Source organism: Bacillus sp. FG16, assembly GCF_057809515.1.
Genome location: NZ_JBMDKC010000001.1, coordinates 134,960 through 159,745, shown reverse-complemented (window position 1 = coordinate 159,745; position 24,786 = coordinate 134,960). Strand labels below are relative to the sequence as shown.

The following is a 24,786-nucleotide window of genomic DNA, read 5'->3' as shown; positions in this document are numbered from 1 at the left end:
AACATATCATTCAACATCACTTCATTAATAGTTACCCTAAAACAGCACAATTCTAGCACAATTAATATAACAAAAAATATTTGTTGAAACATATAATGTATTGTATTCTATGTAATTTGTTAAAGGTTTGTTCTCACAAGCAATATATTTTAGCAACAATACTACTTGTATGATGCTGTTGAAGAAGTACTCAATCTCATTAAAAATAAAAAAGAGAGCAAAAGCTCTCTTTTTCCTTACCTTATTCTTCCCAAACTTTAACTTCTTTCATTACATCGCCTTGACGCATTTTTAATACTGTTTCAATACCGCTTGTTGCTTTACCAAATACAGTATGAACGCCATCTAAATGTGGCTGTGGCTCATGAACAACAAAGAATTGGCTACCGCCTGTGTTACGGCCAGCGTGAGCCATAGAAAGTGATCCTACAAGGTGTCTATGAGGGTTTCCATCAGTTTCACATGGAATAGAGTAACCTGGACCACCAGCACCTGTACCTGTTGGGTCTCCACCTTGGCTTACGAAGCCAGGAATAACACGGTGGAATGTAACACCGTCATAAAATCCTTGCTCTGCTAATTTTTTAAAGTTTTCTACTGTTTTTGGCGCTTCTTCTGGGAAAAATTCCAATTCGATTTTTTCACCGTTTTCCATTAATATGTATCCTAAAGTTTTCATATGTATATGTCTCCTTTCAACTATCTCAGCACTATATTACCACATTCATGACTAGAAACAAAAAGAATCCGACAATCTAGATACTTCTTTTTTGAAATGTGGAAAAAGCTAGGTGACAAATAAGAAATATATACTATAATAACTTTGTTGCCCGAAAATTTTAGAAAGAGAAAGGGAGCGGTTTTTCGTGAAAACGAAATTATTAGCTCTGCTATTAGCTGTAACGGTATTTATGATGCCAACAGCTTCATTTGCAGACATCATCGAGGGAGAATCAATTGTTACACTAGGAGAGAACTTATCCGAACAACAAAAACAAGATCTGTTAAAAGAAATGAAAGCACCGAAAGATGCTACAATTATTACTGTATCTAATGCGGAAGAACATAAATTTCTAGAAGGCATTGTTCCAAAAGCACAAATTGGTACGAGAGCAATTTCTTCTTCTATGATTACATACACAAAACCAGGATCTGGTCTTATTGTACGATCAAAGAACATTAACTGGGTAACAGATGCAATGTACACTAACGCTTTGATTACAGCAGGTGTAAAAGATGCAGAAATTCAAATTACTGCACCTTTTAAAGTTTCAGGAACTGCAGCTTTAACTGGATTAATGAAAGCATATGAAACAGCTTCCAATAAACCAATTCCGGAAGAAGTTAAAAAAGTAGCGAATGAAGAAATGGTACAAACAGCCCAGCTTGGTGATAAAATTGGTGAAGAAAAAGCAGTTCAACTTGTTGCAAAAATTAAAGAAGAAATTGCAAAAGAACAGCCAAAAACAACAGAAGATTTACGTTCATTAATAAAGAAAATTGCGGATCAACTCGGCATTACATTAACAGATGAACAGTTAGATAACTTAGTAGCGTTATTTGATAAAATGAAAAATCTTAATATCGATTGGAATCAAGTTGGTAGTCAATTAAACAAAGCAAAAGAACACGTTTCTGCCTTTTTAGGATCTGAAGAAGGACAAAGTTTTCTAGATAAAGTGAAAGATTTCTTCTCAAGTATCATTGATTTTGTTAAATCTTTATTCAAGTAAAAAAGAAGCCCGCCAGTGACGGGCTTCTTTTTTATACAAGTAACGGTAATTTCATAACAGCCTCTTCAACCGAACGCACTATATGATTTGCTTTCTCCTTTACATATGGATGGGCATGATGAAGAGTAAATGAATGCGGGGTTACTTCAAACATAGAAATATCATTGAAAGAATCTCCAATACAAGCAACTTCATTTGCTTCAATTTGCAAATGGTCCATTAGTCGCTTTAGAGCACTCCCCTTACTCACGCCTCTTGGCATAATATCAACATAGCGTTTACCTGATATAAAAACTTCCGCTTCGCCTTGAAACGTATCTCGTAGCTCTTGATCTAGCGTCACAATTTTCTCTTCTTCTCCAAAAACAAACAATTTTGCAGGGTGTACAGTCTTACCAAACTCTTCTTCTAACGCTTCAATTTCAGCGATATGCACGCCCATATACGCTTCAAAATTATGGTGATGCTCATTTTTCCTTTTTGTATATCGCTGCTCATTTGCACAAACAATATCCGCTAGTCCTTTTTTATGTATATATCGATATATTTCCTGGGCAACCGTATTTTCAAAACTCGATTCATGAAATAAATTCCCATCCGGAAGTAACATTGTTGCTCCATTTAAGCCAGTTGTGTAATACGGGAATGAAAACCTTTTTACAACTTCATCAATTCTGTGTGTAAAGCGGCCAGAGGCAAAACAAATATTCGTCCCTTTCTCAGCTAACCAACACAGCGCACGCTCATCTTCTTTTTGCATATGATTCACATCGTAAACGAGCGTGTCATCTAAATCACTTACAAATAATTTAATCATGTCCTCTTCCCCTTCCATACACAATATCTACTCTAAGTGTACACAAAAAATGTTTGATTTTTGTTAAAAAACAATAAATTTTTACTAAAAAAAAAATAAACGGGTGTATAATCCCGTTTATTTTTGTCTTTTTACATTTTGAGGTCTTACAATACTTGGTCGTACTTTTAAACTAGACATTGTTGGACGGAGTAAAATTTTTGTTAATGCGCCCCAATCAAATGGTAAAAACGGCCATAAATAAGGTGTTTGTAAACTTTTTATAGACGTTAAAAATAAAATTAATATCGTCATACCAATTACAAATCCCATCTCATGGAAGAGACCTGTTAAAATAATAACAAACAATTTCCCAACCTTATTCCCTAATCCTAATTCATAACTCGGTGTTGCATATGCACCGATCATCGAAACCGCTACATACAAAATTACTTCTGGCACAAACAAACCTACATCAATTGCAATTTGACCAATTAATATAGCGGAAATCAATCCTGCTGCAGATGATAGCGGCGTTGGAGTATGAATGGCTGCCATCCTTAAAAACTCAAGTCCGACCTCTGCCATTAACACCTGTAATAAAATTGGTAAATGCGTCATCTTAGTCGGTCCAATAAAAGCAAGATTTGCTGGCAAAAGAGTTGGATCAAATACAAACACTAACCAAAATGGTAATAAAAATAACGAGAATATAACACCTAAAAAGCGCACCCAGCGTAAAAATGTACCGACAGCTGGATTTTGCCTAAACTCTTCTGCATGCTGTAAATGATGAAAATATGTTGTCGGTGTAATCATAGCACTTGGTGATGTGTCAACGAGTACTAACACATGTCCTTCTAGTAGATGATTTGCTGCTACATCTGGTCTTTCTGTGTATCGAATAAGCGGGAAGGGATTGTAACCTTGTTTCACTACAAATTCCTCTACCGTTTTATCCGCCATCGTAATCCCATCTACTTCAATGTTATTTAATTCTTGTTTTATAATCTTTACTAAATCTGGATTTGCAACATCTTGAACGTATGTAATACAAATATCCGTTTGCGATCTATCTCCTACTCGAACCATTTCATTTCGAAGTCGTGGATCTCGAATTCTCCTACGAATTAACGCTGTATTTACAACGATATTTTCAACAAATCCATCCCTCGCACCGCGTACTACCTTTTCGGTATCTGGTTCTGTCGGTGTTCGCCCTGGATAACTACGAACATCGATCGCGAACGCTTCCGTTTCACCTTCCACAAATATCACGATGAGTCCTGATAATACTTGGAGCATTACCTCATCCATCGTTTTCACTTTACTTACTTGTTGATGGATTAAACGATTCTCTAAAAGCTTCACTGTATCTTCTTCTACATCCCTTATCTCATTTGTATCCACAGCTTCTTCTAAAATAGGGATAATATAATTTGTATCACAAAGTCCGTTTACAAATAACACACCGATTTCTTTATTCAAAATTTGAAATTTACGAATGCCAACATCGTATGTAACACCTAGTCCAACTGTCTGCTTTAAATAATTTTCATTGTCACTTATGAAAGTTGATATAGGGATATCCACTTTTTTAGGCTTCGTCATAAAAACCACTCCTTTCCAAAATTAATTGAATCGCTTTTCTAGTAATAGGTGATCCCCTCTCCCATTCATCATTCCCACACATCTTACCAATGTCACCTACTCCAACGATGACAGGAACATTCAAGTCATCTAAACAATAAATTGTATCTCCGCTAATTCTGCCAATTTCACCATCTGGAAGTCCAAATTTATCAACACCGTATTCGGTTAAATTCCCGTTCCGATCTACACTTACATCTACACGTGCCCATTCCCAATGATGCGTATTAGACGCTACCGCTAAAATACCGAGCACATCAATTTGTTTATGGGTAGCTACATATTTTAAAGCCTTTTCACCAGATCCTTCTCCAATAAATCCACTGTCATCAAACATGACAAATACAGGGTCATATGGCGTTTGCATAATAAGCTCAACAACTTTTTTCCCTGTCAATTTGGTTGGATTACTTTGTGATGCTGAAATACACCTTCCCCCAAATTCCTTCGTTAAAAGCTCAATTGTCCGCTTTGCATATTCATCTCCATCTGTGACCAAAACAACCCTTCGTCTCATTTAATTTATCCTTTCGGTTTACATATAAGTGCTATAAAAAATGAAAACAATATCGCTGCGGAAATGCCCGCAGACGTTAAACTAAACATGCCAATACCAATTCCTAAATATCCATGTTTTTCTGCCGCATGCATTGCTCCGTGCAATAGTGAATGTCCAAAACTTGTAATAGGGACTGTTGCTCCAGCACCTGCAAACTTTATTAGTTTATCGTACAATCCAAATCCATCTAAAATTGCTCCGATGACTACAAAAGTTGCCATTAAATGAGCTGGTGTTAACTTTGCGAAATCTAACAATAGTTGCCCAATTACACAAATAGCTCCACCTACAAGAAATGCATATATAAAATCCACAATTCACTCTCCTTTAACTCTCTCAAATACGACACCATGTGCAATTGTTGGAATCGTTTCTTTCTGTTGCATCATTATCGGGCTTAATAATGCGCCAGTGGCAACGACAAAAATTCGTTGTAAATTCCCTTTTTGCATCTCGTGTAATAAATGGCCATATGTGACAACTGCTGAACAAGCGCAACCACTACCACCTGCAAACACTTCTTCTTGACTTGATTCATAAATCATTAATCCGCAATCATTGTATATATGTCCAAGATCGTAACCTTCCTCAAGTAAAAGTTGTTTTGCAATCGGCGTCCCAACAGCTGATAAATCACCCGTAACAATCAAATCATAGTCATCGGCACTTCTTCTTAAATCTTCAAAATGCTGTTGAATTGTATGAGCTGCTGCCGGAGCCATCGCTGCCCCCATATCCAAAGGATTTGTGATTCCTAAATCTTGCACTTTCCCGATTGTAGCCGCCGTAATTTTAATTGTGCTTTTTTCATTGCTAATTAATATAGATCCTGCACCAGTCACAGTTGAATTTGCTGTCCCTGGTTTTTGCCCACCGTACTCTGTTGGATAACGAAATTGTCTTTCAGCCGTTGCATTATGACTACTTACTGTAGCTAAGACACGATTTGCAAATCCACCGTCTATAAAAGCTGATCCAACTGCTAAAGTCTCCATAGACGTCGCACAGGCGCTAAACATTCCTAAAAAAGGAATGCCCCACTTACGCGCAACATAATTTGCGGTCACTGTCTGATTTAATAAATCTCCGGCTAAAAAGAAATCAATTTGCGATGTTTTTATATTCCCTTTTTGCACTGCTTGTTGAATTGAGTCTGACATTAATCTTCGTTCGGCGAGCTCCCAATTTTCCTCTCCACAATGCAAGTCGTCATATGAAATATCAAAATCTTTTCCAAGAGGGCCCTCAGCTTCTTTAGGACCGACAGCAGTACCCGTTGCATTCACATATATATCATTTTGAAATACCCACGTTTGTTTTCCGGTCAACCTCATACTAGTCCTCCTTTAAGACATAAAAATTTTAAAGGTATACCTTATTAACCCAATGATATATGCACCAACAACCCCAAATACAATCACACTTCCTGCCAGTTTAAACATATTTGTAGCAATCCCTAGAACAATCCCTTCACTCTTATGTTCTAAGGCAGCGCTCGCCATAGAATTTGCAAATCCTGTCACCGGCACCGCTGATCCTGCTCCAGCAAATTGACCGATTTTATCATATACACCACATCCTGTTAAAATCGCGGATAATAAAACAAGCGTTGCAACAGTTGGGTTTCCTGCCTCTTGTTCACTGAAGTGAAAATAATGTATATAAAATTTCATCATTACTTCTCCAACTGTACAAATGAGTCCACCTACAAGAAATGCTTTGATACAATTTAGTAAATAGTTTGGCTTTGGATGATACTCCTTCACTTTATTTATGTAATCATCCTTCAATTTCTGACTTGTCATTTATATACTGCCTCCTACTTTACGAAATAAATCCAGTGAAACAACGAGCCTATTACTTTCCCAAGTACAAGAGCAACGAGTAAAACAATAATCTTCCCCTCTACACCTACTCGTTTCGCTAAAATAGGTAGAACATTTAACACCTCTGTTAATGCCGCAGCAAGCATTCCAATGAACGTGCCACAAAATATCCCTAATATAACGAGCCAATATTGCGACGTTTGAAATGTAATGTTTTTCAAACTGCACCAAGCCCCTGTTAAAGTACCTGCAATGACTGCCCACTCAAAATATTGAATATGCTTTCCACTTCTAGTTAATTGAGCTAAACGGGGGATTATACCAAGTACAGCTAAAAATGCGACATATCCGCTACCTACCGCTATCCCTCCAGCTAAACCAATTAAAATAACAAATCCAGACTCAATCATCGGCAAGTTGTTTCATATTATCCTTGTTTTCATTAACGATTACATACTGATCAAGTGACTGTTGGTATTGAAACATCTCAACTTCTAACGGACTCGGCTCTTCATTAATTCGTTTTTGAAATACATGATTAAAGAATAAAACCATCCCTAAGCCAAGACCTACAGAATAAGGAATTTGAAATAAAAGTGGCTGTGCATTAAATTCTCCAGTAATCATGTAATATAACCGTTGATGTACTTGTTGCATACTTACATCTTCATGGAAATAAATGATCGCAAGGGCCGCTCCAATGAAAAGTAACAGCCATACAAGCCCGAAAAAAACTGGATGCGCCTTCTTTTTTTCGTATATAATTTCAACAAGAGTTTGTCCAGAACCAAGTAAATTAATTTGTACATGAGATGCTTTCTGTTGAATAATCTCGATTACTTTCATGACATCAATTACAACATGCGTCTTATCATGCGCTGTTATTTTGTAAACTATCTCATTTTGTAACAACTCAACTACGGAAGAATCTCCGGCAAGTTGAGCAACATCGCCCAGCTTTACTTCATAAGTAGGAGAAACTTTTAAACGATTGCGCATTTTAATATAAATCGTTTGTTCCAAATTTCATTCACCCCTTCACTCTTCCTCGTAGTTGTAGTATGGTTATTGAATTTTTTTCTAATACAATTTTTTCATAAAAAAACATCTGCACCATTTTGGTACAGATGTTTTTTACTTATGCCTTTTTCTTAAATAAGTTTGCAATACTTAATGCAAGCCCTCCCCAAATGACTACTATTCCAATAACCATCATCATAATAGCTGATCCACTCATTATGAAACACCTCGATCTTTCCATTCTTTTTCAAGCTTAGCAGAATCCGAATGAATTTGTGCATCCCATTTTTTTAGGCCAATGATTATTGCAACTATGAGGAATGCTGCTGCTATCGACCAACCATACGTTACAACAAACTCAGTCGGATAATCTCCGTAGTTCTTTTTAATATTTTGGATTGTACCATCAATTAGCATATACCCTAACATAAGCGGAGTAATAACGAGTAAACTCACTCTCCAAAACGTTCCTAATTTAATATCAGATACAAAGTTTGCATGATTTTGATAAACTGGTAAGCGACGTAAAATGAGCCCTATCGTAACTACTTCCGCAAGTGCAATTGTAATTAATCCGAAATTATTAGCGAAATAGTCGACAACATCTAAGAACATAAGTCCACCACGTGTTGCAAAAACAAGAGAAACTAACACGAGAAGGGTTCCCATAATTCCAATAGTTTTTTCCCGACTTAAACTGAATTTTTCAGATACAGCGGCAAAGCATACTTCCGCGAGTGAAATAAGTGATGTAATTCCAGCAACCGTTAACGATAAGAAAAATAAAACACCAAACAACGGTGACATCGGCAATTCATTAATAATTTGTGGAAATACTACGAACGCAAGCCCAACGCCAGCACTTGCTACTTTATCAACCGGTACTCCCATATTATTTGCCATAAATCCAAGAGCTGCAAAGACCCCAATACCTGCTAATAATTCAAATCCTGAGTTTGCAAATCCAGTAATAAAGGCATTATTTGTTGTATCCGAGTTTTTCGGTAAATAACTAGAATACGTAATCATAATTCCAAATGCTAAAGATAAACTAAAGAATATTTGACCATAAGCAGCAAGCCATACTTTCCCATCAAAAATACGACTCCAATCTGGTTTAAAGAATGCATCTAGTCCTTGCATAGCACCTTCCATCGTCACTGCACGAACAACGATAATAAGGAACATAACAACTAATAAAGGAATAAATATACGGTTAACAACTTCGATTCCTTTTTTAACTCCTTTAAATGCAACGCCCAGCACAATAATCCAAACGAGAGCTAACGGAATTAATACTTCTGGTACAAGTCCTCCAAATTGTCCTGGCTTATCTGCAACATGTAAGTACTCTTTAAATAAAAATGATTGCGTGTCTTTTCCCCATGCTCCAGTAATTGCAAAGTATGTATACGATATAGACCAAGCAATAATCACTGCATAATATGTTGAAACGATAAATGTTACGCACATTTGCCACCATCCAATAAATTCGGCACGCGGGCTAATACGGAAAAATGTAAGTGGTGCTGAGCCACGATGACGATGACCAAGGGCAAACTCAAACGCTAACAATGAAATACCAGTCGTTAATAATGCAAATAAGTACGGTAAAAAGAATGCTCCTCCTCCATTTTCATACGCTGTATAAGGAAAACGCCATATGTTTCCTAATCCAACGGCAGATCCGACCGCTGCGAAAATAAATCCAGCTCTCGTTCCCCATTGTTGCCTCGTTTCCATGTTTCCTTCCCCCTTTATGACAAGTTCATACTTGGATTATATTTTAAATTGACTAAATTATCAATAAATTCTGTTAATTTTACGAAAATTAACATCTCTCTCCTATTAACGGCATAAAAAAATCGAATAGACAATTATTCGTCTATTCGATCTTTCATCTGTTTTAATATTTTCTTTTCAAGTCTTGAAACTTGTACTTGCGAAATGCCTATGCGCTCTGCTACTTCTGACTGTGTTTGATCTTTATAGTAACGCAAGTATACAATTAAGCGCTCTCGTTCATCTAGTTCTCTAATCGCTTCTTTTAAAGCAATTTTATCGAACCATTTCGTTTCAGATTGATCTGCAATTTGATCTAAAATAGTGATTGGATCTCCATCGTTTTCATATACAGTTTCATGTATAGATGAAGGTGCCCGGCTCGCTTCTTGTGCTAGAACAACTTCCTCTGGCGTTAGTTCTAGTGCCTCTGCCACTTCATTAATCGTTGGAGCCCTTCCGAACTCTTTCGAAAGCTCATCTCTCATCTTTCGAATTTTGTTTCCTGTTTCTTTTAAAGACCTACTAACTTTCACTGATCCATCATCACGTAAGAAACGTTGTATTTCACCAATAATCATTGGAACTGCATATGTTGAAAATTTCACGTCGAAAGATAAATCAAATTTATCTACCGATTTCAAGAGCCCAATACATCCAATTTGAAATAGGTCGTCTGGTTCGTATCCTCGATTAAGAAACCGCTGTACAACCGACCAAACGAGGCGCATATTACTTTGAACGATTGTATCTCTCGCTTGTTGATCTCCATCTTGACTTTTTTGAATTAACGCTTTTAGCTCGTGGTCCTTTAACTGAGGTTTCTTCTTCTCATTTTTGACCTCTATGTCCATAGGCTATTCTCCTTAATTGCATAGAGCGTTACTATTTGATAAGTATTTTGTCAAATGGATTGTTGTCCCGAAAGATTCGTTTGAAATAACTTCTACTTCATCCATAAAATTTTCCATGATAGTAAATCCCATTCCGGAACGCTCTAATTCAGGTTTAGTTGTAAAAAGGGGTTGTCTCGCTTCATCTAAGTTAAAGATTCCAATCCCTTCATCTCGAATCGTGAGTTTCACCATTGCTTCTTCCAAAATTACAGAAATATAAACAATACCTTCTGCATTTCCTTCGTATCCATGAATAATTGCATTTGTAACCGCTTCTGACACAACTGTTTTAATCTCCGTTAATTCTTCCATCGTTGGATCTAGTTGTGCAATGAAAGCCGCCACTGTAACGCGAGCGAATGATTCATTTTGACTTAATGCTGAAAATTGAAGGTTCATTTCATTTCTCATCTATGCCACCCCCAACGTCGCGAGCGCGTGCGCTTCACTTTCTTCTAAGCGAACGATTTTGAATAAGCCCGACATTTCAAATAAACGCTTAACAGGGGGTGAAATTGCACAAACAACCATTTCTCCACCTAATCCCTTTACGTGTTTATATCGGCCTAATATAACACCTAGACCAGAACTATCCATAAACGATAAGTTCTCTAGGCTCAAAACAATATGATGAACACCATGTGTCTCAATCATATCTGTTACTTTCGTTCGCAACTCTTCAGCCGTATGATGATCTAATTCACCCTCTAGTCTCACACATAGGACGTTACGTTTTACTTCTAATTGCATGGAAAGACTCACACGATTTCCTCCTTATGCTCAAACTTTACTTATTCACATACATAAAGATTTTCGTGATACAAAATAAGAATCCTTCCTGCTGACAAAAGAAGAACTATTTCGTCATAAAGTGAAACCTTTCAGCATTATTCACTTACATACGAATAGAAAAGCGGCAAAATATTTGCCGCTATTTTGATGTTGAAAACATCCCAAAACTTCTTTTAAATAACTCCCACCAGCTCGCTGCAGCAACATCTTCTTTTGCTACAATTGTTTGTTTTAATAAAACATCTTTATCTTTTTTAATAACAAGGGTGCCAAGCGCGTCACCTTTTTTAATCGGTGCTTTTACTTTCTTTTCAGCAATTACTTCTTGTTTTACCTTGTCCATATTCTCGCCCTTCTTCATAAGAAGAGAAACATTATCTGACGCAACTAAATCTACTTTTTCTTTTTTCCCTTTTCCTACTTGAACTGTCTTAATTTTTTCGCCGCGCGTATACAATTTCTTTGTCATATATTGTCCAAATGCATAGTCAAGAAGCTTTGTCACTTGGTTGTTCCGTTCTTTTGATGTTGGTGCTCCCATGACAACTGAAATGACACGCATACCATTTTTTTCAGCCGATGCTGTTAAGCAATATTTCGCTTCTGTCGTAAAACCTGTTTTTACTCCATCTACGCCAGGATAAAAACGTACTAGCTTATTCGTATTAACGAGCCAAAACTTTTTATCCGTATCTTCACGTAAATAATCTTCGTACTTACCTGTGTATTTACGAATAAGTGGATACTTCATCAATTCTCTCGCCATTATAGCCATATCATTTGCTGTCGAATAATGGTCTTTGGCTGGAAGACCTGTTGGGTTTTGAAAATGTGTATTTTTCAGCCCTAAATCTTTCGCCTTTTTGTTCATCATATTTACAAATCCTTCTTCTGAACCTGCGATATGCTCGGCTACTGCAACAGATGCGTCATTTCCAGATGCAATTGCAATACCCTTTAACATCTCATTTACAGTCATCTCTTCCCCAGGTTCTAAAAAGATTTGCGATCCACCCATTGAAGCTGCATGTTCGCTCGCTCTAACTTTATCGGTCAGTTTTAGTTTTCCTTTTTCAACTTGTTCCATAATTAAAAGCATTGTCATAATCTTTGTCATACTAGCAGGTGGTAATTTTTCATTTGGGTTTTTATCAAATAAAACTTTACCTGTATCTTGCTCAATTACGATTGCTGACGACGCTTGTTCCGCTAACTTCGGCGTTGTTTCTTCTGTTTTCTCCTGCTTCGTTTTCTCAGATTGCGCAAAACTCACTGAAGTTCCAGAAAGCAATAACATGAAACAAACAAGTATTCCAAAAACTCGCTTCATGACTAACCCTCCATTCTATATCAGACCTATTTTTTCCAATTTACCTTTTTTTAATACCAATTTTTTCTATTATTTTCAGTTGACAAATACATTCGTCCCCTATATTGTATTAAGTGTATTACACACAGTAGTACACTTAATACATATGAGGAAGGAGACATTGCTCTTGCATATTCAACTTGACCCAAGAAGCAACACTCCGATATGGGAACAAATTGTTCAAAATATAAAAGAACTCGTATTGAAAAACATGTTGGCTCCAAGTGATAAACTTCCTTCTGTACGCGAGCTCGCTTCTTTACTCGTTATAAATCCAAATACAGTGAGTAAAGCGTATCAAGAGTTAGAGCGACAAGGAATTATTGAAACGTTACGAGGAAAAGGAACATTTGTATCCCAATCGATTACCCCAACATTAGACGAAAGGAAAATCGCTATGGTTGAAAAGCAATTTCATCAATTACTATTAGAAGCCTCTTATCTTGGTATTACGAAAGATAAAATTCATGATTGGATAGATTCATACTATAAAGAGATTGGAGGGAATACGGATGTTGAAAGTGACAAGCTTGAAGAAAACAATTGATAATCAAACAATTTTAGACGATGTTTCTTTCACATTACAAAGAGCTAGTATCGTCGGATTACTTGGAAGAAATGGTGCGGGGAAAACAACTTTATTACGAACGATAGTCGGCATTTTAGACCCAGATGAGGGAACTGTTACATATGAGGATATCGACATTCATAAAAATCCTGAAACGAAACAAAAAATCGTATATGTTCCGGATTCTACTAACATCCTGAACGGTTATACAGTAAAAGAAATCGTGAAGTTTTATAAAGCAGTTTATACCGCATTTGATGAACCATATTTCTACGAACTACTAGAACGTTTTAACTTACCAAACAAACGAATTCGTAATTATTCAAAAGGAATGAAGGCACTGCTTGCCATCATTTTAGCTGTTGCTGCACAGGCAGAATATATTATTTTAGATGAACCGACAAATGGACTTGATCCTATCGTTAAAAGACAGATTTTACAGTTTCTCGTTGGAGAAGTTGCAGAAAAAGAGATTACCATTTTCATATCTACCCATCATTTAGATGAAGTTGAACAAATTGCAGATACAATCATTATGTTAAAAGGACATACTGTATCTTCTATTACATCGCTAGACGATGCAAAATCACAATTTGCTAAAATCCAAGTTGCTTATGAACGATCATTACCTCAAAAACTAGAAAACTTAAGCAATATTAAAATATTAAATCAAACAGGAAAAGTATATACAATCTTAATTGAGGGAAATGTAGCTACAACACTGGAAAAGTTTTATAAAGAGCAACCTATACTCATTGAAGAATTAACAATGTCACTTGAAGATGTCTTTGTTACGACACTGGAGGAGGATGGGTATGTTTCATAAAGCGTTGTGGATGTGGAATTGGAAGCGCGGGAAATATGCTGCTTTAATGTTTTTCTTTAGTACACTTTATTATTTATCCTTCAAATACTATAGAGATGCTCAACTACAACTAGCTAAGTATTATACCTTAAAAGAAAAAGGAAGATTCGATTATAGTTACACATTTTGGTCAAATGATAATAGCCTTTGGTTAACTATTCTTATTATTTCTTTAGCATGTCTATTATTGGGATGGGAACGTAGCAATCAATCTATTACTTTACTTATGGGAATGCCTTTTAAGCGAAAAGATATTTTCTTATCTAAATGGGTTTTTGGTTCGTTCTGTATTGTATGCTCATTTCTTTTAAATTGGTTTTTTATGTATTTTATTTATAGAACTACAATTCATTTTGATTATCAATCATTTGGACCATTTCATCGATACTTTCTGTATGCAATCGTTTCATATGTCGCTGTATATACAGCTGCTTTATGTATCGGTACTTTTACTGGAGGAATCGTTTCACAAGTCGTTTTTTGTATTCCTTGGTTACTAATGGGTCTTACATTTATTTCATTACTATACAATTTCACAATTAATTCTCTAGATATTACATATCAAAAAGACCGAAACTTATATGTAAGCCTATCGGAATTAATAGAAAAACAAATATCGCTGCACCGATAAATTACTTTTCTATTAATTACTACTATAATCAGGAAAAAGATACGGAAGCACCCGATTCATCGCTTCTAAAAGGACCAGAGTTCCATAGTTATTATTCGGCTAAATCAATGCTAGTTCCTATTTTTTATACAATTTTCTATTTATTAATTGGCACATATTTATATACGCGGTCACCACTAGAAAACAGTCAAAAGATATTTATTTCACTAAAGCATTTACGAATATGGATATGGATAGCGACAATTTATTTTGCATTACTAGGTAGCTATAGATTACCTCTATTTAATTTCTTATTTAATCAGTATACCGGTATGTGTTTTGCTGGAATCATCGCTTATTTCTTACTAAAACGCCTTACAAATTATAAAGCCTTTTAAAGGAGAGATCCTATGTTTCAAAAAGCATTATGGCTAAGGACTTATCAACAAAGTAAATATATGGTCTGGTTATTTTGGTTCATCAGCTTCTACAATTTATCATGCAAATATTATATGACATCAATTCAACAACAACACCTTCTAAACATGCCGAAAGAAGAAAACCATGTATATTATTACCATTTTGATTTATCACTTATGGATCCTGTCATGTTTCAAGGTGGTGCACTTATTATTCTCGCCTGCACTTTGATCGGTTGGGAAAGACAAAGTAGTTCCATTGATTTTCTTTGGTCTATGCCTTTTAAACGTTCACATCTTTTTATGACAAAATGGTTGTTTGGCATTTGTAACATTGTAGCAGTTGTCAGTATAAACTGGGGGCTATTTGCTATTATGAAAAATATGACTGTTCATAATAAATACCAAGTATTTTCTCCATTCCATTCTTATTATATATATCTGTTAATTGTATTAATTGCTATTTATACACTTGCCTTATGTATAGGAACAATCACTGGAAATATTATCTCGCAGGGACTTCTCACTGCAGCTATATTCATGTTCCCATTGTTACTTCCATCTCTTATCTCAGGAGTCATGGCTATTCACTCAAATATAGATTTTCATGAAAACAATGGAATTATGCACCGTTTTTTGGAAAACATCCGTATTTCTGGTCCAGCAGAAGATTTTCGTATTAGATTTGATTATAATCCACAAAGTGCCTATACCGATCCTGATGGAGTGCGTCATAACGAACCAAACTTTACAAAAATCCCTTCAGCAAAATTATTGATCGCGCCTATTATACATACCATTATTTTATTACCCTTGGGTATGTATTTATATGTTCGTTCAGTCAATGAGCGAAACGGTAGCTTCTTACTTTATCCGAAGTTACAAAAAATAGTTATAGGCCTTGTTGTTTTCTTTATAGGAATCGTTGCTGGTTTAGTCTTAAGGGGAGATAAATCATTACTTAATTTTTACATTGGATTTTTTGGCGCAAGCACAATGAGCTATTTTCTTCTATCCAAACTATTGAAATGGAAGTTCTCTTGGAACGCTAAATAAACTCATCATTATCACAATTTTGTACTGGAGGGATTACATGTTTCATAAAGCTTTATGGATCCATCATTACAAGCAAAGTAAGTACATTCTTTTACTCTTTGCTTGTAGTAGTTTTTGGTTTTTACCTATTAACTATTTTAGGGATTTACAGGTTCAACCAAACGAAGATGGCTATTTCTTTTATAGTTTAAATGGGGATACTCTTATTATCCCCTTCATTCCAATCTTCATATTACTTGCCTGTTCATTAATCAGTTGGGAAAGACATAATCAAACAGACTATCTGTTATTTGCAATGCCATTCACAAGAAAAGAGCTTTTTCTTTCTAAGTGGCTGTTTGGGACAACCGCAATTATATTCATAATAGGTATTAATGCCGTCTTATTGTATTTCATCCTAAAAATTAATCTTTTTAACCAACACCAATCTTTTGGGCCAATGGGTACATTATTATGTTATGTTACCATTACATGGATGGCAATTTTTACAATAGCTATCTTTATCGGAACAATTGCTGGAAATGTCATTTCGCATAGTATATTAAGCTTAATTTTCATTATATTACCATCTGGAATAGGCATGTTACTGTTTCATTTTGCTTGGATTCACACAAATGTATCTACAACTGAATTTTTCCTTAAGAAAGTGAATTATACATCATATATAGAGAACGTTGAAGTTTTTGTACCTACTAATAATACTTATATATCTTATGCATTTAATCCAAAAATAAAGGAAGTAGACATAAATAATTTAAAAGAATCGGTTAAGGAGCACCATCAATTTCAGCCTATCTGGAAGCTTATCACTCCGATTCTATATATTCTCATCCTTTTACCATTAGGAGTATTTTTATATAATCGGACCCCAAATGAAAATAACGGTAAAATATTATTATTCACTAAACTAAATGGTTTATTTATACCATGTGTTACAATATGTTTTGCTCTATTAGGAGGCCGGATAACAGGTGGGAAAAGTGATCCGCTATTAAGTTATTACGCTGGGTTCATAATAATAGGACTATTTAGCTATATAATACTTCACTATTTGATAAATAAAAAATTTTTACTTCCTACGAAATAACCTCCTCTTAAAGAGGAGGTTATTTTACATTCTCTCTCCTATCCCCATACACCATCTCTTCTTTCATCCCAAATCCATCACCATTTTGCACAATTTGCTCTGTCGGTGCAACTACACTTTCGGCAATTTTCCATTCCCCACGCTCTTTTACGAATACTTGTAGAAAATAGTTCATGCCATCTAATTGATATGCATTTTCTTTTTTCACATTATAGTGAATCGCAATGTAGTACACTTGAATGTTTTCTTTCCCTATTTTTGATACGTATTGCGATAGTCTCGGTATATAAAGTGCTGCTTTCTGAAAAGATAGTTGCTTCGCTTTAACAAGCGATGAACTTGTTACATTACGTAATGTGTCCCGATTACGAATATTATCGCTATGGTGGAATAACACTGCGTTTTGCATAGAACGAACCCATAATTTCGAATATAAAACTGTATTATCAGTTTCAATGTACTTCACTTCTTTTCGCACCACTTGGATAGGCGTATCTGCGTACGTGAATGTTTGAAAACAGAAAAAACTACCAAATAAAATGGTAAGTGCAGCAATATATTTCATAATCTTTCCTCCGATCTTTTAATTAAAGTATCGGAGTTTCAAAATATTTTTATTCAAAAGAAAAAGGATAGGAGTGCTTTCGCTTCCTATCCTCATTTATTATAATACGCGGCCAAATAGTTCTAAGACCATTTCTATTTCTTGGTCGCTCCAACCTTTAAATCTCTCTTTATAATATTCTTTACGCACAGCTTCAAGTTTTTCAGTTACTTCTCTTCCGTGCTCTGTAATTTCTAAGTACACGATTCGACGATCTGAATTAGAACGTTTTCTTTCTACTAATCCTTTTCGTACGAGACGATCTGTAACAGCTGTAATATGACTGGAGGTTACGTTTACTTCACTCGCAATTTGCGAAGCCATCTGTGGACTGTTTAAAAATAACGCACGTAATACAGAAAATTCATTATATGGCATATGTTCTGCAAAACGTGTATTAATATCATTTTGTAATAAACGTATCATTTTTCGAAATGATGCAGATAAATCTAAAATCAGCGTTTCTCTTTTTTCGTTCAATAGCCTCGTCCCTTTTTTATCATATTTACACATATTATAATCTATAAATACCTATGTTGTATATGCTTTCTTTCCTCAACATTCTCATTTATGTAACTTTTTTCATATAAATTTCTTTTTTGTTCACACATATACATATAAAAAGGATGGTGATGGAAAATGCAGGGTGGAATGAATCCTTATTTACACAACGTACGCACTGCTAATACTGGTAAAGAAGCTACTATTACTGTACAAGGAGAAGGTGTTGTAAAAGCAAAACCGAATGTTGTTATATTAACACTCGGCATTCGAACAGATGATAAAAATGTAAAACAGGCTCAAGAAGAAAATGCAGTGCAATCCAAACAATTGCTGGATGCACTTAAACAGCTTGGTATTGCCGATAAAGATATAGAGACGATTTCTTATACAATTACTCCTCAATACGAATATGTAAATGATAAAGCATTGCTGCAAGGATACCGTGTAGAGCATTTGTATGAAATTACCGTTTTAAATGTACAAAAAGCTGGGGAAGTATATGATATAGCCGTTTCAAATGGCGCAAATGTAGCAAAAGGTTTACGTTTCCGAGTATCTCATCCAAATAAATATTATGAGCAAGCTCTCATTCAAGCTCTGCACCAGGCAGTAGAAAAAGCTCGTGCTATTGCGAGTACATATAATTTAAATATTAATCCCGTTCCCCTCTCATTCGTTGAAGAATCTGCCCAATTACCAAGGGAGGTTACGTCTTATGCTACTTTACATGCGCAAGCAGCCCCGCCCATTCAATCGGGAGAGTTAGAAATTATTTCAACAATACGGGCAATTTTTACGTATTTATAAATAATTTCATTTATAAGTAAACGTTATCATTTTCCTTGTTGTAAAAACATGATGTTCTGATATAATAAAGGACGGTGAGCTCTTACGAAAGAGATATCACGGGTGGGAGAGGGATATGAAAAAGAAGGTTTAACATGAAAGGAATACTTGAAAGAACATTTAAATTAGGTTTACACGAAACATCACCAAAACAAGAAGTTTTAGCTGGAGTTACGTCATTTTTCACGATCGTATATATTATGATTGTAAATGCGTCAATTTTATCCGATGCTGGCATTCCTCTTGAAGCTGGAATTTTAGCAACTGTTTTCAGCTCATTTGTCGGATGTCTACTCATGGCATTTTGGGCAAATGCACCTGCTATTCTTGTCCCTGGTATGGGTGTAAATGCATTCTTCACGTACACAGCTGTGCATACGCTTGGACTAACTTGGCAAGAAGCATTGGCTGCTGTCTTTATCTCTGGTATTATTTTTGCAATTGCCGCTTTTACACCAATCGCTCGCGTGCTATCAGTATCAATTCCAAAGTCATTAAAAGAAGCAATTACTGTCGGCATCGGATTATTTTTAGCGTTTATCGGATTGCAAAAAGGTGGTTTAGTCGTTTCGAACCCAAATACTGCTGTTGCAATGGGTAAATTAAGTAACCCTGTCGTTCTTGCGACCGTGCTTACTCTTATCGTTGCACTTGTACTATTTATTCGTAACGTACGTGGAAACTTTTTATGGACGATTGCAATAGGAACTGGTATTGCATGGCTATTTGGCCTTGTTGATACAAGTCAAATCGGAAATAGTTCATTCTCATTCGCTAATTACGGCGATGTGTTTGGAGCTATGTCATTTGGCAAACTTTCTTCCTTACCGTTTTGGATTGCAACATTCTCCTTAAGCATGGTGCTTATTTTTGAGAACATGGGACTTCTGCACGGTTTATTAGAAGATGACCGTAAATTCCCACGTGCTTACCAAGCCAATGCAATTTCAGCAATGACATGTGGTCTATTTGGCACAAGCCCTACCGTATCAACAGTAGAGAGTGCCGCAGGTATTACTGCAGGCGGAAAGACAGGTCTGACGTCTATCGTTACGGGGTTGTTATTCTTTGCATCATTGTTTGCACTTCCGTTTGTCAAACTAATTCCTGATAGTGCCATTGCACCAATCTTAATTATTATTGGCGGCCTGATGATTACAAGCATTCAGCAAATTCCTCTGAACGATTTTTCAGAAGGATTTCCAGCGTTCTTAATTATCGTCATGATCCCGCTCACATATAGTATCGCTGATGGCATTGCGTTCGGATTTATTGCTTACCCTATCTTAAAAGTTGCTCTTGGAAAGCGTAAAGAAGTCGCACCATCTATGTATATCATTACATGCTTATTCTTAGCTATGTTTGTATTACATGCTATTGGTTAAGAAAAAACACCGGGGAAATCCTCGGTGTTTTTTTACTTAAACCATCCTTTTTTATAAAACCAGGCCATCATTCCGCCGCCAATTAATGCCATTAGAAGAAGACAAATAAAATAACTATATTGTCCACCAAGCTCTGGCATATGCGTAAAGTTCATTCCATATACTCCCGCAATAAATGTTAATGGCATGAAAATAGTCGAGAATACAGTTAATGTTTTCATAATGTTATTCATATGATGTGAGTTTAATGAAAAATAACTATCCCGAATATCCGCCGTTAACTCTCGACTTGCCTCAATCATTTCCGTAAGTTTAAGTAAATGATCATGTATATCTTTAAAATAAATCTCATGATCACTTATACCGTAAAAACGAGTGGAATTCAAAATACGATACAATAAATCACGCATTGGAATAATTGTACGTCTTAACTTAGATAAATCTGCCCTAATATCAAATACTTCTTCTAGCACGGCTCCTGCTGTCTCACCTGTTAAATTATCATCGATCGCATTTAAATGATCTTCAATGTAATATACAGGTGCGAAATAATCATCTACAATTTGATCAGTGATCGTATGTGCTACATGTAAAGGCCCTTTCTTAATCCGCCTCTTCTCACCAAGTGTTTTCCATACTCTTTCAATTGCATTATTATGAGAAAAATGGAAAGAAACAATATAGCGATCACTAACAAACAAATCAATTTCATGTGGTTCTAGCCCATCTTCTCCAAACGCGTGAAGAACTAAAAAGTTATATCCATCATAAAAATCAACTTTTGGCCTCTGTACATATTCTAGACAGTCTTCAATTGCAAGGGGATGGAACTTAAAATGGTCTTGCAGAATATATGTATACTCTTCTTTCGTTGGCTTATATAAATCTAGCCAATACCATACAATATGGTCTTTCTTTGTTTCTTCTAGAGAAACATCATATAATACTTCATCTGTTTTTGTTACTGCACAAATTCTAATCATAATTTCACCCATTATTATTATAAACAAAAAATAGTAAAAAAAGCCAAGGAGAAATCTCCTCAGCTTTTTTTTATTACTTCGTTACGATACCGTGTACTAAAGTTGGTGCATCTACGTGTTCTTTAGAGATCTTCATGTTCTCATAAATTTTCGCTTTTACATCTTCAACATTTTCGCGGTTTGCGTAAATTGTAACAAGGGATTCACCTTGCTTCACGCCATCGCCTACTTTTTTGCGCAGCATTAGACCAACTGCTAAATCAATTTCAGACTCTTTCGTTGCACGTCCTGCTCCTAAAAGCATTGCTGCTGTTCCGATTTCGTCTGCAACGATTTCTGATACATATCCGTCTTCTTTCGCTTCCACTTCAATTTTAAATTGTGCTTGTGGCAATTTAGAAGGGTCATCAACAACAGATGCGTCGCCGCCTTGCGCTGATAAGAACGTTTTAAATGATTCTAGCGCTTTTCCGTTGTTCATTACTTCAATTAGCTTTTTACGTGCATCTTCTAAAGATGAAGCTTGTCCAGCAAGGTACACCATTTGACTTCCAAGTGTTAAACATAGCTCTTCTAAATCTTTCGGCCCTTTACCTTGTAATGTATCAATTGCTTCTTGTACTTCTAATGCGTTACCGATAGCTTCACCGAGTGGTTGACTCATATCAGAAATAACTGCCATCGTATTACGACCAACGTTATTACCGATGCGTACCATTGCTTCTGCTAAACGTTTTGCATCTTCATCCGTTTTCATAAATGCACCTGCTCCAGTTTTTACATCAAGAACAATTGCATCTGCACCAGCAGCAATTTTTTTACTCATAATCGAACTTGCAATAAGCGGAATTGAGTTTACTGTTGCTGTTACATCACGAAGTGCATATAACTTTTTATCAGCAGGTGTTAAGTTACCACTTTGGCCGATAACAGCGATTTTATTTTCATTTACAAGACGCATGAATTCATCGTTTTCAATTTCCACATGGAATCCTGGAACTGCTTCTAATTTATCAATTGTACCACCAGTATGTCCTAAACCGCGTCCAGACATTTTCGCTACTGGTACACCTAAAGCAGCTACTAATGGACCTAATACAAGTGTCGTTGTATCACCAACACCACCTGTCGAATGCTTATCTACTTTTACACCTTCAATAGCTGATAAGTCGATTGTATCACCGCTATTTACCATTGCCATCGTTAAATCAGCACGCTCTTGATCGTTCATATCTTGGAAGAAAATTGCCATTGCAAGTGAACTTACTTGATAATCAGGAATATCACCATTTGTATATCCTTCAACAATAAAGTTAATTTCTTCTGTCGTTAATGCATGTCCGTCACGTTTTTTTGCAATTAGGTCCACCATTCTCATTGTGAAGTCACCCCTTCATTTGTTTTACGATTGCTTTTACTAATGCTAAGAAGTTAGCTTTAACACGTTCTGTCGTTTCAATTACTTCATCGTGGTGAAGTGGCTGATCTAAAATACCAGCTGCCATATTTGAAATACAAGAAATACCTAATACTTTCATACCAGCGTGACGCGCTACAATTACTTCAGGTACTGTTGACATACCAACTGCATCTCCGCCAAGTGTACGAAGCATACGAATTTCAGCAGGTGTTTCATATACAGGACCTGTCATTCCTACGTATACACCTTCTTGTACTTTAATATTTAAGTCTGCTGCAACTTGTTTCGCCATTTCGCGAAGTTCTACTGTATATGATGTAGACATATCAGGGAAACGTACGCCCATTTCAGAATCATTCGGTCCGATTAATGGATTCGTACCCATGAAGTTAATGTGGTCTGAAATTAACATAAGATCGCCTGGCTCAAATGATGTATTTACACCACCAGCTGCGTTTGTTACAACTACTGTTTCTACACCTAGTTCTTTCATAACACGAACTGGGAATGTTACTTTTTGCATGTCGTATCCTTCATAGAAGTGGAAACGTCCTTGCATTGCTACTACTGTTACACCTTGAAGTGTACCAAATACTAGTTGACCTGCATGGCCTTCTACAGTTGATACTGGGAATTCAGGGATTTCACTGTAAGGTACTGTTACTGCGTTCTCAATTTCATCTGCTAATACACCTAGTCCTGATCCAAGGATTAGTCCTACTTGTGGTGTCTCTTGAAATTTCTCTTTTAAGTATGAAGCTGATTTTGTAATAAGTTCACGATTCATTTGTTTATCCCCCTATTTCTTTAGCTCGTTTAAGAAGCTTGTTCCGTATTCTGGCATTTTCACACCGAAGTTTTCTGCTACTGTTGCACCAATATCAGCAAATGTTTGACGAAGTGGTAACTCTTGTCCGCCTTCTTTCATGCTTGGGCTATATGCTAATAATGGTACATATTCACGTGTATGGTCAGTACCAGGGTGAATTGGATCATTACCGTGGTCTGCTGTAATTAATAATAGATCATCTTCTTTTAGTTTTGCGAATACTTCTGGAAGACGTGCATCATATTCTTGCAGAGCTTCTCCGTATCCTTGTGGATCACGGCGGTGGCCGAATAATGCATCAAAGTCAACTAAGTTTAAGAAACTAAGACCTGTAAAGTCCATATTTAATGTATCTACAAGCTTATCCATTCCATCCATGTTAGACTTCGTACGAAGTGATTCCGTTACCCCTTCGCCATCATAAATATCAGAGATTTTACCGATAGCAATTACATCGTAGTCACTATCTTTTAATTCATTCATTACTGTACGGCCGAATGGTTTTAATGCATAGTCATGACGGTTTGGTGTACGTGTAAAGTTTCCAGGTTTACCAACGAATGGACGAGCAATAACACGACCTACCATGTACTTCTCATCTAATGTTAATTCACGTGCAATTTTACAGATTTTATATAACTCATCAAGTGGCACTACTTCTTCGTGTGCTGCAATTTGCAATACGCTATCAGCAGAAGTATAAACGATTAAAGAACCTGTTTCCATTTGCTCTTGACCAAGTTCATCAAGAATCTCAGTTCCAGAAGCTGGCTTATTACCGATAATTTTACGGCCTGTTTTTTCTTCTAATTCATCAAGTAATTCTTTCGGGAATCCTTCCGGGAACACTTGGAATGGTGTATCAATGTAAAGACCCATGATTTCCCAGTGACCTGTCATTGTATCTTTACCAGTAGATTTCTCTTGCATTTTTGTGTAATATCCAAGTGGTTTCTCTACTTTAGAGATACCTTTCATTTCACGAATGTTACCAAGACCTAATTTCACCATGTTAGGCATTTGTAAACCATTCATATGTTCAGCAATGTGACCAATTGTGTCAGATCCTAAATCACCAAATTGCTCAGCATCTGGTGCTTCACCGATTCCCACAGAGTCCATTACGACTAGGAATATACGTTTATATTTATTCATAACTGCGACCTCCTATAAGTTCAGTTCTACTT

The 24,786-nt window shown here is 36.1% G+C and carries 28 protein-coding genes and 1 pseudogene; 8 read left to right on the top strand and 21 right to left on the bottom strand.

All coding sequences use genetic code 11. The annotated features are described in order from the left end of the window. Positions 1 to 241: 241 nt before the first annotated feature. Positions 242 to 679: a peptidylprolyl isomerase gene (locus ACODS7_RS00965; protein ID WP_016080395.1), complete on the bottom strand. Its 438-nt coding sequence runs from the start codon at positions 677 to 679 to the stop codon at positions 242 to 244. A 187-nt stretch (positions 680 to 866) separates the two neighbouring features. Here ACODS7_RS00965 and ACODS7_RS00960 point away from each other — a divergent pair, with 187 nt between their 5' ends. Further along, positions 867 to 1,733 carry a DUF1002 domain-containing protein gene (locus ACODS7_RS00960; RefSeq protein WP_000850513.1) on the top strand — a complete coding sequence of 289 codons (867 nt, stop codon included), beginning with the start codon at positions 867 to 869 and terminating at the stop codon, positions 1,731 to 1,733. A 31-nt stretch (positions 1,734 to 1,764) separates the two neighbouring features. On the opposite strand, the gene ACODS7_RS00955 is transcribed toward ACODS7_RS00960, so the two are convergent. The 14 genes from ACODS7_RS00955 to dacF all read right to left on the bottom strand — a co-directional run bounded on the left by ACODS7_RS00955 (position 1,765) and on the right by dacF (position 12,384). Further along, positions 1,765 to 2,568, bottom strand: coding sequence for a Cof-type HAD-IIB family hydrolase (locus tag ACODS7_RS00955; RefSeq protein ID WP_002101284.1), 804 nt, complete (start codon positions 2,566 to 2,568; stop codon positions 1,765 to 1,767). Between the two features lie 99 nt (positions 2,569 to 2,667). Beyond that, positions 2,668 to 4,140, bottom strand: coding sequence for a spore germination protein SpoVAF (gene spoVAF, locus ACODS7_RS00950; protein WP_016080393.1), 1,473 nt, complete (start codon positions 4,138 to 4,140; stop codon positions 2,668 to 2,670). Further along, positions 4,127 to 4,696, bottom strand: a complete 570-nt coding sequence (spoVAEA, locus tag ACODS7_RS00945) for a stage V sporulation protein SpoVABEA (protein WP_001254416.1) — start codon at positions 4,694 to 4,696, stop codon at positions 4,127 to 4,129. The genes spoVAF and spoVAEA overlap by 14 nt, the downstream gene beginning before the upstream one ends. Positions 4,697 to 4,701: 5 nt before the next feature. Next, on the bottom strand, positions 4,702 to 5,052 hold the full coding sequence (gene spoVAE, locus ACODS7_RS00940; RefSeq protein ID WP_000345907.1) for a stage V sporulation protein AE: 351 nt from the start codon (positions 5,050 to 5,052) through the stop codon (positions 4,702 to 4,704). A 3-nt stretch (positions 5,053 to 5,055) separates the two neighbouring features. Next, on the bottom strand, positions 5,056 to 6,072 hold the full coding sequence (gene spoVAD / locus ACODS7_RS00935; protein WP_016080391.1) for a stage V sporulation protein AD: 1,017 nt from the start codon (positions 6,070 to 6,072) through the stop codon (positions 5,056 to 5,058). A gap of 12 nt (positions 6,073 to 6,084) precedes the next feature. Beyond that, entirely contained in the window at positions 6,085 to 6,543 is a 459-nt protein-coding gene (gene spoVAC, locus ACODS7_RS00930) for a stage V sporulation protein AC (RefSeq protein ID WP_016080390.1), read from the bottom strand. A 14-nt stretch (positions 6,544 to 6,557) separates the two neighbouring features. Next, positions 6,558 to 6,974 (bottom strand): stage V sporulation protein SpoVAB, encoded by a 417-nt coding sequence (gene spoVAB, locus ACODS7_RS00925; protein WP_000572936.1) that lies wholly within the window; start codon positions 6,972 to 6,974, stop codon positions 6,558 to 6,560. Further along, positions 6,967 to 7,587 (bottom strand): stage V sporulation protein AA, encoded by a 621-nt coding sequence (locus tag ACODS7_RS00920; protein WP_016080389.1) that lies wholly within the window; start codon positions 7,585 to 7,587, stop codon positions 6,967 to 6,969. The genes spoVAB and ACODS7_RS00920 overlap by 8 nt, the downstream gene beginning before the upstream one ends. A 115-nt stretch (positions 7,588 to 7,702) precedes the next feature. Next, positions 7,703 to 7,801, bottom strand: coding sequence for a methionine/alanine import family NSS transporter small subunit (locus ACODS7_RS00915; RefSeq protein WP_000016826.1), 99 nt, complete (start codon positions 7,799 to 7,801; stop codon positions 7,703 to 7,705). Continuing rightward, positions 7,801 to 9,327, bottom strand: coding sequence for a sodium-dependent transporter (locus tag ACODS7_RS00910; RefSeq protein WP_000450088.1), 1,527 nt, complete (start codon positions 9,325 to 9,327; stop codon positions 7,801 to 7,803). Before ACODS7_RS00910 ends, ACODS7_RS00915 begins: the two co-directional genes overlap by 1 nt. A gap of 134 nt (positions 9,328 to 9,461) precedes the next feature. Then, a complete protein-coding gene (sigF, locus tag ACODS7_RS00905; RefSeq protein ID WP_000350729.1) occupies positions 9,462 to 10,220 on the bottom strand; it encodes an RNA polymerase sporulation sigma factor SigF in 759 nt (252 codons plus the stop codon). Positions 10,221 to 10,232: 12 nt separating this feature from the next. Beyond that, positions 10,233 to 10,673 carry an anti-sigma F factor gene (gene spoIIAB, locus ACODS7_RS00900; RefSeq protein WP_001243398.1) on the bottom strand — a complete coding sequence of 147 codons (441 nt, stop codon included), beginning with the start codon at positions 10,671 to 10,673 and terminating at the stop codon, positions 10,233 to 10,235. Beyond that, entirely contained in the window at positions 10,674 to 11,024 is a 351-nt protein-coding gene (gene spoIIAA / locus ACODS7_RS00895; RefSeq protein ID WP_243168065.1) for an anti-sigma F factor antagonist, read from the bottom strand. 169 nt (positions 11,025 to 11,193) lie between these two features. Then, entirely contained in the window at positions 11,194 to 12,384 is a 1,191-nt protein-coding gene (gene dacF, locus ACODS7_RS00890) for a serine-type D-Ala-D-Ala carboxypeptidase DacF (protein WP_000831998.1), read from the bottom strand. Between the two features lie 166 nt (positions 12,385 to 12,550). Here dacF and ACODS7_RS00885 point away from each other — a divergent pair, with 166 nt between their 5' ends. From ACODS7_RS00885 to ACODS7_RS00865, 5 genes and pseudogenes are all read left to right on the top strand, one after another. Beyond that, positions 12,551 to 12,970 carry a GntR family transcriptional regulator gene (locus tag ACODS7_RS00885; RefSeq protein ID WP_000548027.1) on the top strand — a complete coding sequence of 140 codons (420 nt, stop codon included), beginning with the start codon at positions 12,551 to 12,553 and terminating at the stop codon, positions 12,968 to 12,970. Continuing rightward, the gene (locus tag ACODS7_RS00880; protein WP_088114601.1) at positions 12,936 to 13,817 is read left to right on the top strand and encodes an ABC transporter ATP-binding protein; all 882 of its coding nucleotides are present in this window, start codon (positions 12,936 to 12,938) and stop codon (positions 13,815 to 13,817) included. The genes ACODS7_RS00885 and ACODS7_RS00880 overlap by 35 nt, the downstream gene beginning before the upstream one ends. Continuing rightward, positions 13,807 to 14,864, top strand: a pseudogene (locus ACODS7_RS00875) (ABC transporter permease subunit). The gene ACODS7_RS00880 and the pseudogene ACODS7_RS00875 overlap by 11 nt, the downstream one beginning before the upstream one ends. A 12-nt stretch (positions 14,865 to 14,876) precedes the next feature. Continuing rightward, the gene (locus tag ACODS7_RS00870; RefSeq protein WP_016080386.1) at positions 14,877 to 15,941 is read left to right on the top strand and encodes an ABC transporter permease subunit; all 1,065 of its coding nucleotides are present in this window, start codon (positions 14,877 to 14,879) and stop codon (positions 15,939 to 15,941) included. Between the two features lie 37 nt (positions 15,942 to 15,978). Continuing rightward, a complete protein-coding gene (locus ACODS7_RS00865) occupies positions 15,979 to 17,028 on the top strand; it encodes an ABC-2 transporter permease (protein ID WP_016080385.1) in 1,050 nt (349 codons plus the stop codon). Between the two features lie 19 nt (positions 17,029 to 17,047). On the opposite strand, the gene ACODS7_RS00860 is transcribed toward ACODS7_RS00865, so the two are convergent. Both ACODS7_RS00860 and ACODS7_RS00855 read right to left on the bottom strand, forming a co-directional pair. Then, positions 17,048 to 17,593 carry a hypothetical protein gene (locus ACODS7_RS00860; RefSeq protein ID WP_098015115.1) on the bottom strand — a complete coding sequence of 182 codons (546 nt, stop codon included), beginning with the start codon at positions 17,591 to 17,593 and terminating at the stop codon, positions 17,048 to 17,050. 99 nt (positions 17,594 to 17,692) lie between these two features. Beyond that, positions 17,693 to 18,112, bottom strand: a complete 420-nt coding sequence (locus ACODS7_RS00855) for a MarR family winged helix-turn-helix transcriptional regulator (protein ID WP_001003307.1) — start codon at positions 18,110 to 18,112, stop codon at positions 17,693 to 17,695. 159 nt (positions 18,113 to 18,271) lie between these two features. Between ACODS7_RS00855 and ACODS7_RS00850 the strand changes: the two genes are divergently transcribed. Together ACODS7_RS00850 and ACODS7_RS00845 are read left to right on the top strand one after the other, a co-directional pair. Beyond that, positions 18,272 to 18,943: an SIMPL domain-containing protein gene (locus ACODS7_RS00850; protein WP_001161449.1), complete on the top strand. Its 672-nt coding sequence runs from the start codon at positions 18,272 to 18,274 to the stop codon at positions 18,941 to 18,943. Between the two features lie 134 nt (positions 18,944 to 19,077). After that, a complete protein-coding gene (locus tag ACODS7_RS00845) occupies positions 19,078 to 20,367 on the top strand; it encodes an NCS2 family permease (protein ID WP_000676248.1) in 1,290 nt (429 codons plus the stop codon). Between the two features lie 32 nt (positions 20,368 to 20,399). On the opposite strand, the gene corA is transcribed toward ACODS7_RS00845, so the two are convergent. The 4 genes from corA to deoB form a co-directional block, all read right to left on the bottom strand. After that, positions 20,400 to 21,362, bottom strand: coding sequence for a magnesium/cobalt transporter CorA (corA, locus tag ACODS7_RS00840; RefSeq protein ID WP_002026281.1), 963 nt, complete (start codon positions 21,360 to 21,362; stop codon positions 20,400 to 20,402). A 61-nt stretch (positions 21,363 to 21,423) separates the two neighbouring features. Next, the gene (locus tag ACODS7_RS00835; RefSeq protein WP_029443250.1) at positions 21,424 to 22,728 is read right to left on the bottom strand and encodes a pyrimidine-nucleoside phosphorylase; all 1,305 of its coding nucleotides are present in this window, start codon (positions 22,726 to 22,728) and stop codon (positions 21,424 to 21,426) included. A 7-nt stretch (positions 22,729 to 22,735) separates the two neighbouring features. After that, a complete protein-coding gene (locus ACODS7_RS00830; protein ID WP_001078446.1) occupies positions 22,736 to 23,557 on the bottom strand; it encodes a purine-nucleoside phosphorylase in 822 nt (273 codons plus the stop codon). A gap of 12 nt (positions 23,558 to 23,569) precedes the next feature. After that, on the bottom strand, positions 23,570 to 24,754 hold the full coding sequence (gene deoB / locus ACODS7_RS00825; protein WP_016080381.1) for a phosphopentomutase: 1,185 nt from the start codon (positions 24,752 to 24,754) through the stop codon (positions 23,570 to 23,572). Between the last annotated feature and the right edge of the window lie 32 nt (positions 24,755 to 24,786).

What these genes read in the sequence shown, in the direction of transcription:
- ACODS7_RS00870 (WP_016080386.1), top strand. Translation starts at nt 14,877, where the DNA reads ATGTTTCAAAAAGCATTATGGCTAAGGACTTATCAACAAAGTAAATAT.
- ACODS7_RS00955 (WP_002101284.1), bottom strand. Translation starts at nt 2,568, where the DNA reads ATGGAAGGGGAAGAGGACATGATTAAATTATTTGTAAGTGATTTAGAT.
- ACODS7_RS00845 (WP_000676248.1), top strand. Translation starts at nt 19,078, where the DNA reads ATGAAAGGAATACTTGAAAGAACATTTAAATTAGGTTTACACGAAACA.
- ACODS7_RS00965 (WP_016080395.1), bottom strand. Translation starts at nt 679, where the DNA reads ATGAAAACTTTAGGATACATATTAATGGAAAACGGTGAAAAAATCGAA.
- spoIIAB (WP_001243398.1), bottom strand. Translation starts at nt 10,673, where the DNA reads ATGAGAAATGAAATGAACCTTCAATTTTCAGCATTAAGTCAAAATGAA.
- deoB (WP_016080381.1), bottom strand. Translation starts at nt 24,754, where the DNA reads ATGAATAAATATAAACGTATATTCCTAGTCGTAATGGACTCTGTGGGA.
- ACODS7_RS00880 (WP_088114601.1), top strand. Translation starts at nt 12,936, where the DNA reads ATGTTGAAAGTGACAAGCTTGAAGAAAACAATTGATAATCAAACAATT.
- ACODS7_RS00860 (WP_098015115.1), bottom strand. Translation starts at nt 17,593, where the DNA reads ATGAAATATATTGCTGCACTTACCATTTTATTTGGTAGTTTTTTCTGT.
- ACODS7_RS00850 (WP_001161449.1), top strand. Translation starts at nt 18,272, where the DNA reads ATGCAGGGTGGAATGAATCCTTATTTACACAACGTACGCACTGCTAAT.
- corA (WP_002026281.1), bottom strand. Translation starts at nt 21,362, where the DNA reads ATGGGTGAAATTATGATTAGAATTTGTGCAGTAACAAAAACAGATGAA.
- dacF (WP_000831998.1), bottom strand. Translation starts at nt 12,384, where the DNA reads ATGAAGCGAGTTTTTGGAATACTTGTTTGTTTCATGTTATTGCTTTCT.
- spoVAB (WP_000572936.1), bottom strand. Translation starts at nt 6,974, where the DNA reads ATGATTGAGTCTGGATTTGTTATTTTAATTGGTTTAGCTGGAGGGATA.
- spoVAC (WP_016080390.1), bottom strand. Translation starts at nt 6,543, where the DNA reads ATGACAAGTCAGAAATTGAAGGATGATTACATAAATAAAGTGAAGGAG.
- ACODS7_RS00835 (WP_029443250.1), bottom strand. Translation starts at nt 22,728, where the DNA reads ATGAGAATGGTGGACCTAATTGCAAAAAAACGTGACGGACATGCATTA.
- spoVAD (WP_016080391.1), bottom strand. Translation starts at nt 6,072, where the DNA reads ATGAGGTTGACCGGAAAACAAACGTGGGTATTTCAAAATGATATATAT.
- sigF (WP_000350729.1), bottom strand. Translation starts at nt 10,220, where the DNA reads ATGGACATAGAGGTCAAAAATGAGAAGAAGAAACCTCAGTTAAAGGAC.
- ACODS7_RS00915 (WP_000016826.1), bottom strand. Translation starts at nt 7,801, where the DNA reads ATGAGTGGATCAGCTATTATGATGATGGTTATTGGAATAGTAGTCATT.
- ACODS7_RS00910 (WP_000450088.1), bottom strand. Translation starts at nt 9,327, where the DNA reads ATGGAAACGAGGCAACAATGGGGAACGAGAGCTGGATTTATTTTCGCA.
- spoVAF (WP_016080393.1), bottom strand. Translation starts at nt 4,140, where the DNA reads ATGACGAAGCCTAAAAAAGTGGATATCCCTATATCAACTTTCATAAGT.
- ACODS7_RS00830 (WP_001078446.1), bottom strand. Translation starts at nt 23,557, where the DNA reads ATGAATCGTGAACTTATTACAAAATCAGCTTCATACTTAAAAGAGAAA.
- spoVAEA (WP_001254416.1), bottom strand. Translation starts at nt 4,696, where the DNA reads ATGAGACGAAGGGTTGTTTTGGTCACAGATGGAGATGAATATGCAAAG.
- ACODS7_RS00865 (WP_016080385.1), top strand. Translation starts at nt 15,979, where the DNA reads ATGTTTCATAAAGCTTTATGGATCCATCATTACAAGCAAAGTAAGTAC.